General features: G+C 73.5%; 18 protein-coding genes. 4 read left to right on the forward strand and 14 right to left on the reverse strand.

The genetic code is table 11. The features are described 5' to 3' along the window. Positions 1–257 precede the first annotated feature (257 nt). On the forward strand, positions 258–449 hold the full coding sequence (locus ACH4KB_RS08980; protein ID WP_361875744.1) for a hypothetical protein: 192 nt from the start codon (positions 258–260) through the stop codon (positions 447–449). Positions 450–471: 22 nt separating this feature from the next. On the opposite strand, the gene ACH4KB_RS08985 is transcribed toward ACH4KB_RS08980, so the two are convergent. From ACH4KB_RS08985 to ACH4KB_RS09010, 6 genes are all read right to left on the reverse strand, one after another. Beyond that, positions 472–2115, reverse strand: a complete 1644-nt coding sequence (locus ACH4KB_RS08985; protein ID WP_329157923.1) for a DNA repair helicase XPB — start codon at positions 2113–2115, stop codon at positions 472–474. Between the two features lie 90 nt (positions 2116–2205). Further along, complete coding sequence (locus ACH4KB_RS08990; protein ID WP_398065102.1) at positions 2206–2964, reverse strand: YqjF family protein; 759 nt, start codon at positions 2962–2964, stop codon at positions 2206–2208. 73 nt (positions 2965–3037) lie between these two features. Continuing rightward, on the reverse strand, positions 3038–3163 hold the full coding sequence (locus ACH4KB_RS08995; RefSeq protein ID WP_398065104.1) for a hypothetical protein: 126 nt from the start codon (positions 3161–3163) through the stop codon (positions 3038–3040). 136 nt (positions 3164–3299) lie between these two features. After that, entirely contained in the window at positions 3300–3770 is a 471-nt protein-coding gene (locus tag ACH4KB_RS09000) for an NUDIX domain-containing protein (protein WP_398065106.1), read from the reverse strand. A gap of 4 nt (positions 3771–3774) precedes the next feature. Then, positions 3775–4512 carry an XRE family transcriptional regulator gene (locus tag ACH4KB_RS09005; protein ID WP_398065617.1) on the reverse strand — a complete coding sequence of 246 codons (738 nt, stop codon included), beginning with the start codon at positions 4510–4512 and terminating at the stop codon, positions 3775–3777. Between the two features lie 55 nt (positions 4513–4567). After that, positions 4568–7042 (reverse strand): helicase C-terminal domain-containing protein, encoded by a 2475-nt coding sequence (locus ACH4KB_RS09010; RefSeq protein WP_398065108.1) that lies wholly within the window; start codon positions 7040–7042, stop codon positions 4568–4570. Between the two features lie 54 nt (positions 7043–7096). Between ACH4KB_RS09010 and ACH4KB_RS09015 the strand changes: the two genes are divergently transcribed. Next, positions 7097–8620 carry a hypothetical protein gene (locus ACH4KB_RS09015; RefSeq protein WP_398065110.1) on the forward strand — a complete coding sequence of 508 codons (1524 nt, stop codon included), beginning with the start codon at positions 7097–7099 and terminating at the stop codon, positions 8618–8620. 65 nt (positions 8621–8685) lie between these two features. Here the strand turns inward: ACH4KB_RS09015 and ACH4KB_RS09020 are convergent, their stop codons facing one another. The 4 genes from ACH4KB_RS09020 to ACH4KB_RS09035 are packed head-to-tail and all read right to left on the reverse strand — an operon-like array spanning position 8686 to position 12677. Continuing rightward, the gene (locus ACH4KB_RS09020; protein WP_398065112.1) at positions 8686–9672 is read right to left on the reverse strand and encodes an ABC transporter substrate-binding protein; all 987 of its coding nucleotides are present in this window, start codon (positions 9670–9672) and stop codon (positions 8686–8688) included. Between the two features lies 1 nt (position 9673). Next, positions 9674–10546 (reverse strand): ABC transporter ATP-binding protein, encoded by an 873-nt coding sequence (locus tag ACH4KB_RS09025; protein WP_398065114.1) that lies wholly within the window; start codon positions 10544–10546, stop codon positions 9674–9676. Beyond that, positions 10543–11640, reverse strand: a complete 1098-nt coding sequence (locus ACH4KB_RS09030; protein ID WP_398065116.1) for a FecCD family ABC transporter permease — start codon at positions 11638–11640, stop codon at positions 10543–10545. Before ACH4KB_RS09030 ends, ACH4KB_RS09025 begins: the two co-directional genes overlap by 4 nt. Beyond that, positions 11637–12677, reverse strand: coding sequence for a FecCD family ABC transporter permease (locus ACH4KB_RS09035; protein ID WP_398065117.1), 1041 nt, complete (start codon positions 12675–12677; stop codon positions 11637–11639). Before ACH4KB_RS09035 ends, ACH4KB_RS09030 begins: the two co-directional genes overlap by 4 nt. A gap of 180 nt (positions 12678–12857) precedes the next feature. Between ACH4KB_RS09035 and ACH4KB_RS09040 the strand changes: the two genes are divergently transcribed. After that, positions 12858–13541 carry an HAD family hydrolase gene (locus ACH4KB_RS09040; RefSeq protein WP_398065119.1) on the forward strand — a complete coding sequence of 228 codons (684 nt, stop codon included), beginning with the start codon at positions 12858–12860 and terminating at the stop codon, positions 13539–13541. A 71-nt stretch (positions 13542–13612) separates the two neighbouring features. Here ACH4KB_RS09040 and ACH4KB_RS09045 read toward each other — a convergent pair whose 3' ends face one another. Then, on the reverse strand, positions 13613–13852 hold the full coding sequence (locus ACH4KB_RS09045) for a hypothetical protein (RefSeq protein ID WP_215107772.1): 240 nt from the start codon (positions 13850–13852) through the stop codon (positions 13613–13615). Positions 13853–14028: 176 nt separating this feature from the next. On the opposite strand from ACH4KB_RS09045, the gene ACH4KB_RS09050 reads away from it, so the two are divergent. After that, positions 14029–14412 carry a cold-shock protein gene (locus ACH4KB_RS09050; RefSeq protein WP_015610403.1) on the forward strand — a complete coding sequence of 128 codons (384 nt, stop codon included), beginning with the start codon at positions 14029–14031 and terminating at the stop codon, positions 14410–14412. A 49-nt stretch (positions 14413–14461) separates the two neighbouring features. On the opposite strand, the gene ACH4KB_RS09055 is transcribed toward ACH4KB_RS09050, so the two are convergent. From ACH4KB_RS09055 to ACH4KB_RS09065, 3 genes are read right to left on the reverse strand one after another with little or no spacing between them, the layout of a single operon-like run. Beyond that, complete coding sequence (locus ACH4KB_RS09055; RefSeq protein ID WP_398065121.1) at positions 14462–15082, reverse strand: hypothetical protein; 621 nt, start codon at positions 15080–15082, stop codon at positions 14462–14464. A gap of 31 nt (positions 15083–15113) precedes the next feature. Beyond that, positions 15114–15974 (reverse strand): 1,4-dihydroxy-6-naphthoate synthase, encoded by an 861-nt coding sequence (locus tag ACH4KB_RS09060; RefSeq protein ID WP_398065123.1) that lies wholly within the window; start codon positions 15972–15974, stop codon positions 15114–15116. Next, positions 15964–16659: a futalosine hydrolase gene (locus tag ACH4KB_RS09065; protein WP_398065125.1), complete on the reverse strand. Its 696-nt coding sequence runs from the start codon at positions 16657–16659 to the stop codon at positions 15964–15966. Before ACH4KB_RS09065 ends, ACH4KB_RS09060 begins: the two co-directional genes overlap by 11 nt. Positions 16660–16666 lie beyond the last annotated feature (7 nt).

Raw genomic sequence — 16666 nt, forward strand, 5'->3', positions numbered from 1 at the left:
GCTCCCGGGGCCGATGACACGGCGCGGGAGGCGGGCAGACCGGCGATTGTAGCCACAGGGCGGGGCCCCGGCGAACCGGAATACGGCCCTCGCGGACCCGCCGGTCCTCTCCCGGGCGCTCCCCGGGGGATGGGACGCCAGGGGTACCCGTAGGGGACGCGCGCGCCCCGAGCGGTACCGGAGGGCTACCCGCCCGCCCGCGGGGTTCCCTCTGCGGACCGACGCGCCCTAACGGGTGACGGGAGCACCATGGATACATGAGCACAGCCACTCTGAACCCACGCAGGACCGGCCCCGCGCACGGCGCGACCGCGGTCACCGGTCACCACCGACCCCACCGCGTCGGCGACGCGGTGCGCGCAGTGAAGGTGTTCGTGACGGCGGCGTTCGGCGTCGTCGTCCTGGGGGAGTACGCGGAGGAGGCGGGCGTCGCCGGCCGGGGCCGCTGACCGCCCGCCCCTCCCGGGATCCTCAGTTGCCGGCGAGCAGCTCGTCCGCGTCGACGATGCGGTACGCGTACCCCTGCTCGGCCAGGAACCGCTGGCGGTGCGCCGCGAAGTCCTGGTCGATGGTGTCGCGGGCGACGACCGAGTAGAACCGGGCCTCGTGTCCGTCGGCCTTCGGCCGCAGGACCCGGCCCAGCCGCTGGGCCTCCTCCTGCCGCGACCCGAAGGTCCCGGAGACCTGGATGGCGACGGTCGCCTCCGGCAGGTCGATGGAGAAGTTGGCGACCTTCGACACGACCAGCACACTGATCTCGCCCTGGCGGAACGCCTCGAAGAGCTTCTCCCGCTGGGCGTTGCTGGTCTCGCCCTTGATCACGGGGGCGTCCAGATGCTCGCCCAGCTCGTCGAGCTGGTCGATGTACTGGCCGATGACCAGGGTCTGCTCGCCCTGGTGCTTGCGCACCAGCGCCTCGGTCACCTTCCGCTTGGTCGCGGTGGTGGCGCAGAACCGGTACTTCTCCTCCGTCTCGGCGGTCGCGTACGCGAGCCGCTCGGAGTCGGTGAGATTGACCCGTACCTCCACGCAGTCGGCGGGCGCGATGTAACCCTGCGCCTCGATCTCCTTCCACGGGGCGTCGAACCGCTTGGGCCCGATGAGCGAGAACACGTCGGACTCCCGCCCGTCCTCGCGCACCAGCGTCGCCGTGAGACCCAGCCGCCGCCGGGCCTGGAGGTCGGCGGTGAACTTGAAGACGGGCGCGGGCAGCAGGTGGACCTCGTCGTAGACGACCAGGCCCCAGTCGCGGGAGTCGAACAGCTCCAGGTGCGGGTAGACGCCCTTCCGCCGGGTGGTCAGCACCTGGTAGGTGGCGATGGTGACCGGCCGGATCTCCTTCCGTGTCCCGCTGTACTCGCCGATCTCGTCCTCGGTCAGCGAGGTCCGCTTCACCAGCTCGTGCTTCCACTGCCGGGCGGAGACGGTGTTGGTGACGAGGATCAGGGTGGTGGCCTTGGCCTCGGCCATGGCACCGGCGCCCACGAGGGTCTTCCCGGCCCCACAAGGCAGCACCACAACGCCCGACCCGCCGTGCCAGAACCCCTCGACGGCCTGCTTCTGGTACGGCCGCAGCGACCAGCCGTCCTCCGCCAGCTCGATCGGATGGGCCTCGCCGTCGACGTACCCCGCGAGGTCCTCGGCGGGCCACCCCAGCTTGAGCAGGGTCTGCTTGACCTGCCCCCGCTCGGAGGGGTGCACGGCCACGGTGTCCGGGTCGATCCGCGCCCCCACCAGCGGCTGGACCTTCTTCGACCGGAGGATCTCCTCCAGCACGGGCCGGTCGGTGCTGGTGAGCACGAGCCCGTGCACCGGGTGCTTGGACAGGGTGAGCCGCCCGTACCGCGCCATCGTCTCGGCGATGTCGACCAGGAGCGCGTGCGGCACGGGGTAGCGGGAGTACTCGACCAGGGCGTCGACGACCTGCTCGGCGTCGTGCCCGGCGGCACGGGCGTTCCACAGCCCGAGCGGGGTGACCCGGTACGTGTGGATGTGCTCGGGCGCACGCTCCAGCTCCGCGAACGGCGCGATGGCACGACGGCAGGCGTCCGCCTGGTCGTGGTCGACTTCGAGGAGCAGCGTCTTGTCGCTCTGGACGATGAGGGGTCCGGTCACGCGCTTCGGCCCTTTCTGCGGGGTGCGGCCACGGATGCGGCCAAACGTCCAGTGTGCCGCATCGGCGGGCGGGGCGGGGTGGGCGTGCGGTCAGCCTCCGGCGACGGGCCTGGGCTGCGGCCCGAAGCGCACGGGGACGCCGGGGGAGTACAGCACGCTCATCGGCTCCCCGACCGGAGCGGGCAGCCCGCCCGCCGCCACCAGGTCCTCGTCGCACTCCAGGAGCTCCGCCCGGTGCAGCGGCCACCGGGGATGCACGTTGGGCAGGTACAGGGTCCGCCCGAAGAACCCGGTGTGCAGGGCCCACCGGGCGGTGAGGAAGTGCTCCAGGGGCGTCGGCTCCGCGATCGCCTCCCCGGTCCGCAGCACGATCCTGCTCCGCGCACCGCGCGGACCGGGGAAGCGGCGGCTGCTCGTGTACGTGAGGGTGTCGCCGGACCTCTCGACGCCCATCCGGGACCACACGTACGGCAACCGGAACGCGACCCGTGCCACGACGACCGGGATGAGCCGTGAGGCGTCGAGCGAGCGGAAGACGACTCCGCGCCGCCCGTGTTCGTCCACCGAGTACAGCCGGACGTTGGTCTCGGGAAACGTCCCCAGATAAGGGATGCCGGGCAGCCCCACCCACCCCACCCGGTGCATCCGGAACGCGACGAGCCCCACGTAGGTTGCCCCGTCGAAGGTGTCCGGCACCGTGCCCGGCGGAAGCAGCGGTGCCACGTCCGCCGGGTCGACCGCCCAGTGCAGGAACGCCAGGTTCAGCCAGGACTGCGTGAGCAGCGGCGGCATCGGCGCGCGGGGCGGGTGGGGCGACACCGGCTCAAGGGCGGGGCGGGCTGTGGCCATGCCCGCAGCATCGCAGACCGCGCCATCGGAGACGGCCCGCCCGTGAGACTGACGAACCTGCCGGCGTCGGGCGCTACTCGACCTCGCCCGGCTGCCCGGTGCGCTTGGCCCGCTTGACGCCGAGTACGGCGAGGCCGAGGGCGGCCACCGCCACGATCGCCATCATGATCTGCTCGTCGGCGGTCAGGGTTCCGATCATCTTCATCTCCTCGGCAGATCGACTGTGGGGGTGCACGGTGAACATGTCATGCGGGGTGACCCGCGACAAGCCTCGACGTGATCTTCAGAGCTTCCCGTGAGCGTCCAAGCACCAGGCGGACTGCACGGCTTGCTGCTCAGCCGAGATAGGGCCGGTCGCGGTGCTCCGCGAAGTGGCGCAGCCGGAGGCGCTGGGTGTGGTGCATGGGTAGGACGTCCAGCTCGGCCGGCGCCACGAACCGGACCTCCGTGCTCTCCTCGGAGACGGCCAGGGAGCCGCTGGTCACCCGGGCGGTGAAGCAGACGTTGAACTGCCGCCGGATCTCCCCGTTGCTGTACTCGATGATGTGCCGAGGGTCGGTGTACGTGCCGACGAGTCCCGTGATCTCGACATCGAGCCCGGTCTCCTCCCTGACCTCGCGCACAGCGGTGCCGGGGAGGGAATCCCCCAGGTCCATCCCGCCGCCCGGCAGTGCCCACAGGCCGTTGTCGCGGCGGCGCTGCAGCAGGATGCGTCCCTGATCGTCGGTGACGACGGCGGAGGCCGCGACGACCATGCTGTTGGGCTTGGGTGCGTTGGGGTCGTCGTAGTACTCGGTCCGTGCCATCAAGTCACCCTTCCACTGGCTGTGCGGACTTCCATACCGCCTCGAAGCTGTCCTCGTACGTGCCGAACATGCCTCCGCTGCCGCTGCCGCTGCTCCGGAGGTGCCACACAGGCGCGGCGTACGCGTTGATGCCCCAGACGTGGGCGTTGACCAGAATCTCGTCGTCCGCGCGGTACAGGCTGTTGTAGAGCGTCGTCCCATGCGTACGGATCTCGATGCCCGGTTCGCTCGCCAAGGGGCGGTAGTGCATGAGCGCGAGTCGGCAGCGGGACTCGATGCCGTGGCCGAAGCGCTCCTCCCGGCCCCGTTGATGGACGTTGGCATCGTCCGCGTCCCCCACCGCGATCCGGATCGCGCACCCGTCCGCAGCTCGCTCCCGCAGCAGGTCGTTGAGTCGTGGGTACGCCTCATGAAGGAAGACGGCTCCGTACACGAGTACGTCGATCTGCCGACGCGCCTGGGTGAGGAGATTGACGAAGGCGGACACCGGCAGGTCGGCCCGTTGCTCGTACAGCGCGACGAGTTCGGGACTGACGGCCCGGGCCGATCGCGCCTGCCTGAGCTGGGGCCACAGGGCGTGCACGTCCTCTCCCAGCGTCTCGGCGGCTCTGAGAGCGGTGCCGCGGCGAGGCGTGCGCCCGAGATTGACCCAACGCTCAACGGATTTGGGATCTACCTCGACGACGCGGGCGACATGACCACCGTGTCCGACTGCAACGTCTACCTGCGCAGACACCCGCAGGGGCACGAGTGATCACGCGGAGCCGCATCAGAACGTCCGGGGGCAGGGTGTGCCCCTACCCCTTCCCGTCCTCCGCCAGCTCCGCCACCCCCGTGATCCGGTGCAGCGGGTACGTGCGGACCTCGTCGGCCGTGTGGTCGTACGCCGTGACGAAGCCGCCCTCCACGCGGACCGGGGCGATCACGCGCTGGCTGGCCGCGCCGTCGGCGTTGACGTAGCCGATCCAGACGGCGGAGCCCGTCATCGCGGCCGCCTGGACGGTGGCCAGGGTCTCGGCGGAGGTGGTGCGGGGGAGGGAACCGGCGGGCGTGGTGGACGACGGGCCCTCGGACGTGTCCTTGCGGATCACCGTGGCGGCCGTGTCGCCCGCGCGGATGGCGCGTACCGCCGCACCGAGCAGGGTGTCGTCCGGGACCGGAGGCCCTTCGGGGACCGGGACCGGAGGGGTGCGGGGCGGGGTGCGGCGGGCCCCGGCGCGGGTGATCAGGACGTCGCCCTCGGCGGATTCGGCGGCCGGCGCGTAGCCCATGTCGCGCAGGGCCTCCAGGAGGGAGCCGGGGTCGGCCTGGGAGGCCAGGACCGTGGGGGCAAGGCGGCGGAGGCGGAGCCCGGTGGAGCGGCGGTCGGCCAGGATCTCGTTGAGGACCGCCTCGTCGTCGCAGCGTACGTACGCGGACGCCGCCCCGATCCGCAGGTGGCCGTGGCGGCGGGCCACGTCGTCGATCAGATAGCTCAGCGGCTGCGGCACCGGCGTACGGCTGTGCGCGGCCAGGAACGCGTGCAGGTCGGCCGCCGCCTGCCCGGCGTCCAGGGCGCGGCGCACCGAACCGGGCGTGAAGCGGTACACCGTCGCCCCGCCCTTCGACTCCACGTCGGCCAGGACCGAGAGCGTCTCCGCCAGGGGGCGTTCCAGCGGGCCCGGCGCCACCGCCGTCAGGTCGGCCTGGAGCAGGACGTGGTCCAGGGGCTCGGGGACGAGCGGCGCGAGGAGGGCCGCCGCCGCGTCCGGGCCCTCGTCCAGCAGCGCGCGGGCCTGTGCGGAGAGCGCGCCCCGGCCCGTGATGCCCAGCAGCTCCGCCTCGTTGAGCGTCCACAGGGCGAGGCGGGAGCGGAGGTCCGTCCCCTCCGCCGTGCCTGCGGAAGGGGCCGCTCCGCCGCGCAACGGGCGTTCCCAGCGCAGCCGTCGCAGCAGGGTCTCCGCGTCCGGCGCGGTGCCCGGCGGAAGTTCGGCGAACAGGGCCAGGACCCGGCGCCGCACGTCGGGGGCGGCCGAGCGGTCCAGCTCAGGGCCGAGTGCGGACAGCGCCCGGCCCTTGGCGTCCTGGCCGCCGACCAGGCCCGGGGTCCGGGTGGCGGCGAGCCAGGCGGTGGCGAGGTGCGTCCAGCGGTCCTCGGCGGACAGGTCGAGCCACTCGTCGGAGGCCGGCGTCGGCGCGTACCGCTCCTCGGGCTCCCCGTCGGAGGCCAACAGGCCCGCTCCGTAGGCCAGTTCGATCCAGAACGCGACGATCGGCTCGGTCACGTCGAGGGAGTTCGCGGCGCGCTTCAGCTCCCGTACGCTCAGCCCGCCCGCGCGCAGGATCGCGGGTCCGCCGCCGTTCCAGAGCTTCAGCAGCTCCTCGACCGTGGACAGCGCCGTGAACGCCTGCCCGGCCGCCGCCCTGTCCACAGCCTGTGGATCGCGCGTCGCCGCCGCCGCGACGGCCGGGGGGACCGGTTCCGGTACGCGGTGCGCGCGTCCGGCGCGCAGATGCAGGGCCGCCTCGCGCGGCAGGACCACCGTCCGGGTGGAGACCGGCAGCAGCAGGCCCCGGTCGCGCAGCCACTTCACGGGGGGAGTGGGGTTGGGCGTGACCTCCCCGTACGGCGGGCCCCACACCAGCCGGTCCAGGACCGACAGCGCCTCCACCGGGGCCCTGTCCAGCAGTTCCGCCATCCGCGTCCGGTCCGTGAACAGGGCGGCGAGCGCGGCCACCGCGGAGACCGGGTCGTGCGTGGCGGGCAGACCGGTCGTCGCCAGGATCTCCTGGAGCCGGCCCGGCGACATCCCGGCCGTCGCCTCGGCGACCGTGGGACCCAGGCCCGTGGGCGAGGGGTGCTGCGGGGACGGGGCGAGCAGTTCCCGGGCGGTGCGCACCAGCCGCAGCCGGTCGTCCTCGCCCCAGACCAGGGCCTGTTCGCGCAGGGTTGCCAACGCGCCCGGCAGCGCGGCGGTGATCGCCGCCCCCGCGTCGTCCCGCTGGTCGCCGTCGTCCAGCCCGTCGCCCGTGAGCAGGGAGAGCAGCGTGTCGTACGGGGCCGGGTCCGGGGCCACCGCGAGCGCCTCGGCGGTCTGGAGTGCGAACCGGTCCAGGTGTTCCAGCGCGCGGACGACGGACGCCCGCGTGCCGGCCCGGGTGGCGAGCTGGGTGATGTCGTTCGGCACCGGGTTGAGGAGGTCGGGGCGGGCACGCAGCAGCCCGGCCAGCGATTCGTCGCCCCGGGCGCGCAGGGCTTCGGCGAGCGTGCGCGGTGGTGTGGTCGTCCCCATCCGTCCCACGGTAGCCGCTGGAACGCTACCGTCGGGGCAGGGCCGGTAGAGGGGATGCACCGAGTGGGGATCGAGAGCGACCAGCTCGTCTACGACTACCTGAGCCGGGTCGGCGACCTGGCTCAGCAGCAACAGCTGTCGTCGGGTGCCCGGATGCGCCTGGTTTCGACACTTCGGGGCGAGATCGACCGGCAGCGCGGCGTGGAGGGCGCGGACTCCCCCGCGACCGTGCGGCGCATCATCGGCCGGCTGGGCAGCCCGGACGAACTGGTGGCCGCGGCGGCGGAGTCGGCCGACGGCACGGTCACCCTGCCGACCGCCCGGACCGGGACGGGGGGCGGCGAGCAGCAGCGGCGGACCTCCCTTCCACGGCCCCGTGGCGGACTCCTCCGCAGGGAGCCGAGGGAGCCGAAGGAGCCGAGGAAGCGGGAGGAGCCCGCTCCGGGGGCGGGGGACGGCCGGACGGAGAAGGCCCTCCGGAAGCCGAAAGCCGGTTTCGGGTGGGGCGCGTCGCGCCGTGATCCCGAGGGCGACGACGGAAGCGATCCGGGCGGTGTTTCCGGCCATGTGCCCGACGGTGCCTCCGACCGGGTTTCAGGCGGTGCCTCCGGCCATGCGCCCGGTGGTGCCTCCGACCGGGTTTCAGGCGGTGCCTCCGGCCATGCGCCCGGTGGTGCCTCCGACTGGGCTTCAGGCGGTGGTTCCGACCGTGCTTCCGGCGGCGCGTCCGGTGCGCGGTCCGCCGCCGTGCCCCGCCCGGCTGCCGCCCCCGACGACCACGCCGCCTCCGACGCCCCCGACGACCACGCCGCCCCCGACGCCGTCGGCGACTACGACTACGCCGACGGCGGCGTCCCCGCCCGCGCCTGGCCCGACCCCTCCGCCCCGCACATGCTCGGCCAGGACCAGCAGGGGGACGCGGACGCGACCGACTGGTGGCGCCTGGAGCCGGGCCCCTTCGACGAGGGGACCGCCATCCCCGGGTTCTTCGGCGGCATCGAGGCCCCGGAGCTGCTCGGGAGGCGGCGGCCGGGGCCCAACGAGAAGGACGAGGACGGCGGGAAGGGCGCCGAGGGCGACACGGACGAGGCCGCCGCGAAGGCCGGGGCGGAGGGGGAGGCCGGGGCCGGGGCCGGGACCACCGCCCGCCGCCGCGCCCTGCGCCTCCTGAAGCTCCGCCGCCGCAAGGCCGCCGCGGCGGTCGCCGAGCCCGAGGCCGCCGCCTCCGGCCCCCGCGGCGGCTTCGCCCATCCGCTGCTGCTCCTGGCCGCCGTCCTGCTCGTCGCCGGAGTGGTCACCGGCTCCTGGCTGCCCCTGGCGGGCGGCTGGCTGATCGCGTACAGCTCGCGCACCCTCTCCCGTACGGAGGCGAAATGGGCGGCGCTCGGCCTGCCGGGCGTCGTGGCGGCCGGGGCCCTCGCATGGGTCTGGGGGCGGATGGAGGGGCGCTGGGGCGAGCCGATCCGCGAGGGCGCGATGCGGGATGTCCTGGTGGACACCTGGCCGGTGGTCGTCCGCCTCGCCGCCGTCGCCTCCGCGCTCTACCTGGTGTGGCGGGCGCGGAGGCGGACCGGCTGACCCGGGCGCGGCTAGGCGCGGACCGGCTGACCCGGGCGCGGCCCGGCGAGGGGCCGGGCGCGGGGCTACTTGGTCATGCTGGTCTCGAACTCCTCCAGGATCTTTCCGGCGGCGGTGTAGCCGATGCCGGAGATCCACAGACGGTCGTCGACCTTGAAGACCTTGTCGTTCTTGGCCGCCTTCAGCCCCTTCCACAGGCCGCTGTTCATCGTCTTCGTCGTCCCGGCCTTGCCCGGGTCGCCGTACGTCGACGTGAAGATGACGTCCGCGTCCGCGAGGTCGATCTTCTCGGGCGACACGTCGTACGAGAACCCGTCCTTGGCCTTGTCCGTGATCGCGGGGCGTCCGGTGCCGATGTCGGCGAGGATCGAGCCGATGTAGTTCTGCTTGCCGTAGATGCGGATCTCGGCGCCCTCGACGAAGCGGACGAAGTTGACGTCCGTCGCGGCGGCCTTCTCCTTGCCGCCGAGCGCCTCCGTCACCTTCGCCACCTGCGTGTCGTACGTGGCGAGGACCTTCTTGGCCTCGGCCTGCTTGCCGAGGGCCTCCGCGTGGACCTGGAAGTTCTCCTTCCAGGCGCTGCCGGTCGCCTCCGTCATCACGGTCGGGGCGATCTTGCTGAGCTCCTCGTAGCGTTCCCCGTCCCGGACCTTGCTGGTGAGGATCAGGTCCGGCTTGAGCGCGGCGACGGACTCCAGATTCGCGTTGGCGATCTCGCCGACCGGGGTGATGTCCTTCGTCTCGCTCGCGGGGAGGTAGGAGGGGAAGGCGTCCTCGGACGCCGAGTGCGTCGCGCCGACCGGCCGGACGCCGAGGGTGATCGCGGAGTCCAGCTCGCCGGAGTCCAGGACGACGACCCGCTTCGGCGACACGGGGACGTCGACCTTCCCGTTCGCGGTGGAGACAGTGCGGGTCTTCGCCGGGGAGTCCGAGGAGCCGGAGGAGTCCGCTGCCGGGTCGGAGGAGCCGCACCCGGCGAGGGTGAGCGCGGCGGTCACGGCGAGGGAGCCGGCGACGAGGGTGCGGCGGCGGTCGCGGAGGAGGGGAGTCATGTCACAGACCTTTCTGGGAGGGGGAGACCACCGGGGACGGGGTCCAGGGGGCGCTTGGGACGACGAGCGGCGAACCCGTCACCGGGTCCGGCACGATCACCGCTTCCAGGCCGAAGACCTCGGCGACGAGCTCGGCGGTGACGACGTCCCCGGGCCGGCCCTCGGCGACGATCCGGCCCTCCTTCATGGCGACCAGGCGGTCCGCGTACCGGGCGGCCTGGTTGAGGTCATGGAGGACGGTGACGACCGTGCGGCCCCGGGTGCCGTCGGCGGCGGGGGACGCCAACTGGCGCACCAGGTCGAGGACCTCCACCTGGTGCGCGATGTCGAGGTACGTCGTCGGCTCGTCGAGCAGCAGCAGGTCCGTCTCCTGGGCCAGCGCCATCGCGATCCACACCCGCTGGCGCTGACCGCCCGACAGCTCGTCCACCGACCGGTCGGCCAGCGCCGTGACGTCGGTACGGGCCATCGCGTCGGTCACCGCCCGCTCGTCCTCGTCCGACCACTGCTGCCACCAGCTCTGGTGCGGCTGACGGCCCCGCGCGACCAGGTCGGAGACGGTGATCGCCTCGGGAGCGACCGGGGTCTGCGGGAGCAGCCCGATGGACCGGGCGATCTGCTTCGTCGGAATCCGCGCCAGCTCCGTACCGTCCAGCAGGACCGCCCCGCCGCGCGGCTTCAGCAGCCGGCCGAGCGCCCGCAGGGTGGTGGACTTGCCGCAGGCGTTCGGGCCGACGATGACGGTGACCTGCCCGTCCGGCACGGTGAGGTCCAGTTCGTGAACCACGGTGCGGTCCTCGTACGCGAGGGTCAGGGAGCGCGCGGCGAGCCTGCCGGTCCGCTGCGCCGTGTCGGTCGTCGGGCTCGGGCTCATGCGGTGCCTCCACTGCGGCCGCGGTGACCGCGGATGATCAGCCAGATCAGGTACGGGGCGCCGACCGCCGCCGTGAGGACGCCCACCGGCAGTTCGGTGGGCGCGAACAGCTTGCGGGCCAGCAGGTCGCCGAGGACGACGATCACCGCGCCCAGCAGCGCCGAGGACAGCAGCGGGATCTGCGCGGTCCGGGTCAGCCTGCGGGCGACCTGCGGGGCGAGCAGCGCCACGAAGTCCACCGGGCCCGCCGTGCCCGTCGCCACGGACGCCAGGACCACACCGAGCGCCACCAGTCCGAGCCGTACGCGCCCCAGGCGCACGCCCAGCGCGGTGGCGGTGTCGTCGTCCATCGCGACGGTGCGCTGCGCGCGGGCCGCCCAGGCGATGGCGGGCAGCAGGATCAGCAGCGTCCAGCCGATCGGGGCCGCCTCCGACCAGCCGCGCCCGTTCAGGGAACCGGTCATCCAGATCTGCGCCTGCTGGGCGACCAGGTAGTCGCCCTTGGTCAGGAACAGCGTGGTCACCGAGCGCAGCGCGATGGCGAAGCCGATGCCGATGAGGACGAAGCGGGTGGCGTGCAGGCCGCCGCGCCACGCGAAGACGTACACGAGGGCCGCCGCCGCGATGCCGCCGACGACGGAGAGGTAGGGCAGGACGGTGTACGAGGTGATGCCGAACGTCATCGCGCCGACCGTGAGCGCGCTGGCGCCCTGGCTGATGCCGATGATGTCGGGGCTGGCCAGCGGGTTGCGGGCCACCGTCTGGATCAGCGCCCCGGCGATCCCGAACGCGGCGCCCACCAACAGCCCGACGACCATGCGCGGCAGCCGCAGCGTGCCCACGACCAGCTCGGCCGAGGACGGCTGCCCGAGGATCACCTTCACGACCTCGCCGGGGGCGACGAAGCTCTCGCCGACGCAGAGGTAGACGACGCAGACGGCGGCCAGGAGCACGACGAGGGCGGCCGCGACGACGGAGGCCCGCCGGTGCAGCAGGAACCGGCCGCGCCGACCGGCCCTCACGACGGAGTAGCCGGCGGGCCGGACCCGTACGGCCTGCACGGGCGCGGTCACGGCCGTTGAGGTCTCGCTCATGCGGGCACCGCCTTCCGGCGTACGAGGGCGACCAGGAACGGCACCCCGATCAGGGCCGTCATCACGCCCGCCGGGACCTCGCCCGGCGGGAACACGATCCGGCCGACGACGTCCGAGACCAGCAGCATCACGGGTCCGATCAGCGCCGCCATGGGCAGCACCCAGCGGTGGTCGTTGCCGACGACCGCGCGGGCGATGTGCGGGACGGCGAGACCGATGAACGCGATCGGCCCGGCGGCGGCGACCCCGACCCCGGTCAGCACGGTCGCCCCGACACCGCCGACGATCCGGACCGCGGCGACGTTCTGCCCGAGCCCCTTCGCCACGTCCTCGCCGAGCGCGAGCGCGTCCAGGCCGCGGGCGACGGAGAGTACGAGGACCGCCCCGACGAGGAGGAACGGCCACACCTGCTGGACGACGTCCGCCTCCCGTCCCGCGATGGAGCCGACCTGCCAGAAGCGGAACTCGTCCAGCGCGGCGGCGTTCGTCGTGAGGATTCCGACCGTCACCGACACCAGCAGCGCGTTGATCGCCGCACCGCCGAGCGCGAGCTTCACCGGGGTCGCGCCGCCGCGTCCGCTGGAGGCGATGGCGTACACGGCGACCGAGGCCAGCGCCGCGCCCGCGAAGGCGAACCACACATACCCGGTGAGCGTGTGGACCCCCGCGAACGCGATGGCCATCACCACCGCGACCGAAGCGCCCTGGCTGATGCCGAGGATGCCGGGGTCGGCGATGGGGTTACGGGTGATGCCCTGGAGCACCGTGCCCGCGAGGGCCAGCGCCGCGCCGACCATCAGCCCGATGAGCGTGCGCGGCACCCGCATCGAGCGGATCACCTCGGCGGCGTCGGAGTGCCCGCCGTGCAGCAGGACGTCGAACACCTCGCCCGGCGGGATGGACCGCGCCCCCACGGCGAGGCTCAGCAGGACCGCCAGCAGCAGGGCGAGCGCGGCCCCGGCGGTCGAGGCCGCACGTCGGGAGAGGCGGGGCGTACGGGGTGGCGCGGCGGTCCGCACGGGCGCTGACGCTGACATTTCACCCAATCGGGACGGACGCGGACGTGACGGAACAGGAGGGAACGCCGGGGCGCGGGGCCAGGACGGTAAGGCTTGGCTAAGTGCGCGTCTCAGTCTAAGCGGCTGGATTTCGCGGCCGACGGGGGCTTCGGGACCGCGCTTCGGGACCGCCCCCGGCCGGTCGGCACAATGGCAGGCATGGCTTCCACGGATCAGAGCACTCCGCAGCACCCGCTTGAGCACTCCCCCGCCCACCCCCCTCGACGCCCCCTGACGGTCGGCTTCGACCTCGACCTGACGCTCGTGGACTCCCGGCCGGGCATCGCCGCCGCCTACCGGGCCCTGTCCGCGGAGACGGGGGTGGAGATCGACGTCGACCTGGTGGTGAGCCGGATCGGCCCGCCGCCGGAGACGGAGCTGGCGCACTGGTTCCCCGCCGCCGAGGTGGCCGCCGCCGCCGACCGCTACCGGGCGATCTACCCGGACCACGGGATAGTCCCGAGCACGGCCCTCGCCGGGGCGCGGGAGTCGGTGGCGGCGGTTAAGGCGCTCGGCGGCCGGGCGATCGTCGTCACGGCGAAGTACGAGCCGAACGCGAAGCTGCATTTGGCCCACCTCGGCATCGAGCCGGACACGGTGGTCGGCTCACTGTGGGCGGAGGCCAAGGGCGCGGCGCTGAGCGAGCACGGCGCGCAGGTGTACGTCGGCGACCACACCGGCGACGTACGGGGGGCCCGGGTCGCCGGAGCGCTGTCGGTCGCGGTGACGACGGGCCCGTGCGACGCGGCGGAGCTGCGGACGGCGGGCGCGGACGTGGTGCTGGAGGACCTGACGGGCTTCCCGGCCTGGCTGGCCGCCTTCGAGGCGGACCGGGTGGCGTGACGCGCTTCGAGGCGGGCCGGGGTGGCGTGACGCGCTTCGAGGTGGCCGGCGTGGCGTGACGCGGAGGGTCGTCAGGCGCGGTTCGCGGCCCGTTTCGGGGAGTTGGACCAGGCCGAGCGCACGACGCCCGCCCCGGCGATCAGGAACCCGACGCCCATCAGCATGCAGACCGCGTACGCGACCGGAGGGAACGGGTCCGTGCCCAGGAACAAGGGGGCCACGGTGACCAGAGTGGCCAGTGCGCCGACGAAGAAGACGATCGCGCCGACCTGAACGAGCCGGTCACCTGCGCCTGAAGGAGTAGTACTCACGCGACCAGGGTAGTTCCCAGCCCGGAGGAACTCTCCGGCGACGTCTTGTCACCGGCCCGGGGCCCATTAGCCTGGGACCGGGCGGGTCACGGTGACCCGCTGTACTGCTATCCGGAGCCGTTTTCCCCGGGGACCGGCTCTCCCGCACACCGACGAGTACGAGGACGAGGACAGACGTGCCCACCGGCAAGGTCAAGTGGTTCAACAGTGAGAAGGGCTTCGGCTTTCTCTCCCGCGACGACGGCGGCGACGTCTTCGTCCACTCGTCGGTTCTCCCTGCCGGGGTCGACGCCCTCAAGCCCGGCCAGCGCGTGGAGTTCGGCGTGGTCGCGGGCCAGCGCGGCGACCAGGCCCTCTCCGTGGTGGTCCTCGACCCCACCCCGTCCGTCGCGGCCGCGCAGCGCCGCAAGCCGGACGAGCTGGCGTCGATCGTGCAGGACCTGACGACGGTCCTGGAGAACATCACGCCGCAGCTGGAGCGGGGCCGCTACCCCGACAAGGCCTCCGGCGCGAAGATCGCGGGCCTGCTGAGGGCGGTCGCCGACCAGCTCGACGTGTAGCGGACGGCGCCCCGCGAAGGCGCTGTCGGGGCGCGGGCCCTGCGGGTGGTCAGGCCTGGCTCTCGGCGAAGAGCCGGGTGGACCTGCCCAGGGCCGCGCGCACAGCGCCCGAGCGGGTCAGCGGCGCGCGGTCGACACCGGCGAAGAGCGTGACGAGCACGATGTCCGCGGCCACGGCCCGGCCCGTCGCCCGCACCACCAGTCTCTTGCCGCCGCCGAGCCCGGACTGCTTCGCCGTGAGGGACACCCCGGGGTCCTCGGCATCGGCCCGTCGGGTCAGGACGAACTGCTTCCGGTTCACCGCGCGCAGCCGGTAGTGGTCACCGCCGTACCGGAAGTGCAGGGCGCGGGCCCCGCGGGTCAGACCGAAGCGGTTGCGCCGCAGGTGCACCAGGGCGTCGCCGACCCGGAGCACCGATCGGTTGAGCGTCGGCAGGTCGGCGGCCTCGGTGTGGATGCCGCGGGTCTCGAACACCGCCGTGGGAACCGACGGGCCGCGCACCTCGGAGACCACGCTGTCCGGGGTGTACTTCCGGGGCAGCGGGGCGGTGAGGACGATCTCGCCGAACTCCGCCGCTGTGCCCCGGTAGCCCGCCCGCTGCTCGTGGGTGCGGCCTTCCTTCCAGAACGCCAGGGTGAACGGGGCGGTCGACGGGGTCGACGTGTGCACGTGGGGTGTCCTTCCAGTCCGCCCGGTCCGCTCAGGGAAACGCCAGCGCGTCCGGGCCCAGGGGCGGTACCAGTCCCTCGGCCGCCGCACGGGTCAGCAGGCCGCGGATCGCCGCGTAGCCGTCCTCGCCGAGGTCGGCGGTGAACTCGTTCACGTACAGCCCGATGTGCTGGTCCGCCACGGCCGGGTCCATCTCCTGGGCGTGCTCCAGGACGTACGGCCGGGAGACCTCCGGGTGGTCCCAGGCGAGGCGGACCGAGCTGCGGATCGTGTCGGCCAGGCGGCGCAGGGTCTCCGCGCCGAGCGACCGCTTCGCGATGATCGCGCCGAGGGGGATCGGGAGCCCCGTGGTGTCCTCCCAGTGCCGGCCCATGTCGGCGAGGTTGTGCAGACCGAAGTTCCGGTACGTGAAGCGGGCCTCGTGGATGACCAGACCGGCGTCGACCTTGCCGTCCCGCACGGCGGGCATGATCTCGTCGAACGGCATCACGACGACCTCGCCGACACCGCCCGGCACCATCTCCGCCGCCCAGAGCCGGAACAGCAGGTACGCCGTCGAGCGCTCGCTCGGCACGGCGACGGTCCGGCCGGTCAGGTCGAGGCCCAGCTCCTTGGTGAGGACCAGCGGACCGCACCCCCGGCCCAGCGCCCCGCCGCACGGCAGCAGCGCGTAGTCGTCGAGCACCCACGGCAGCACCGCGTAGGAGACCTTCAGGACGTCCAGCTCACCGCGCTCGGCCATGCCGTTGGTGACGTCGATGTCGGCGAAGGTCACGGCCGGCGCGGGCGCGCCGGGCACCCTGCCGTGCGCCCAGGCGTCGAAGACGAAGGTGTCGTTGGGGCAGGGCGAGAAGGCGATCTCGATCGGGTCCGGGTGCGCTTCAGTGGTCATGCCGGTTCCAACCTTCCAGTACGGGTGCGATCTTCCCGAACGCGTCCGTGAGCGCCGCCAGCGCGTCGCCGATGCGCCAGGCGTCCCGGTCGCGGGGCCCCACGGCGTTCGACACCGCCCGCACCTCCGTGACGGGCACAGCGGCCCGGGCGGCGGCCTCCGCGACCCCGAAGCCCTCCATCGCCTCGGCCAGCGCCCCCGGGTGCGCGGCGAGCAGGTCCCCGGCGCGCTCGGCGGTGCCGGTCACGGTGGAGACGGTGAGGACGGGGCCGGCGGCGGCTCCCGTGGCGGCCGCCACCTCCCGTACGAGCGTGGGCGGGGCGGAGAAGCGGTCCCGGCCGAAGCCGAGCGCGGTGACCGGCAGGAAGCCTTCGGGGGTGTCGGCGCCGAGGTCGGCGGCGACGATGTCGCTCGCCACGACCAGCGAGCCGAGCGGCGTCAGCGGGGTGAACGCCCCGCCGATCCCGGCCGAGACGACCAGCCCGTACGGCGTGGACGCCGACGCCAGGGCGAAGGCGGTGGCCGCGGCGGCGGCGGCCGGGCCCGCACCGCCCGCCAGGACGTCGAACGCGCCGACGCGGTGCAGCTCGCCCCCCGGCAGCGCCACGCTCTCCGGAGCGCCCCCGAACGCACGCGTGACCGCGTCCCGTTCCACCGGGACAGCGGTCACGACCAGCACACGCACGGATACA

It is taken from the genome of Streptomyces sp. NPDC017520, from assembly GCF_044329855.1.
Taxonomy (GTDB): Bacteria; Actinomycetota; Actinomycetes; order Streptomycetales; family Streptomycetaceae; genus Streptomyces.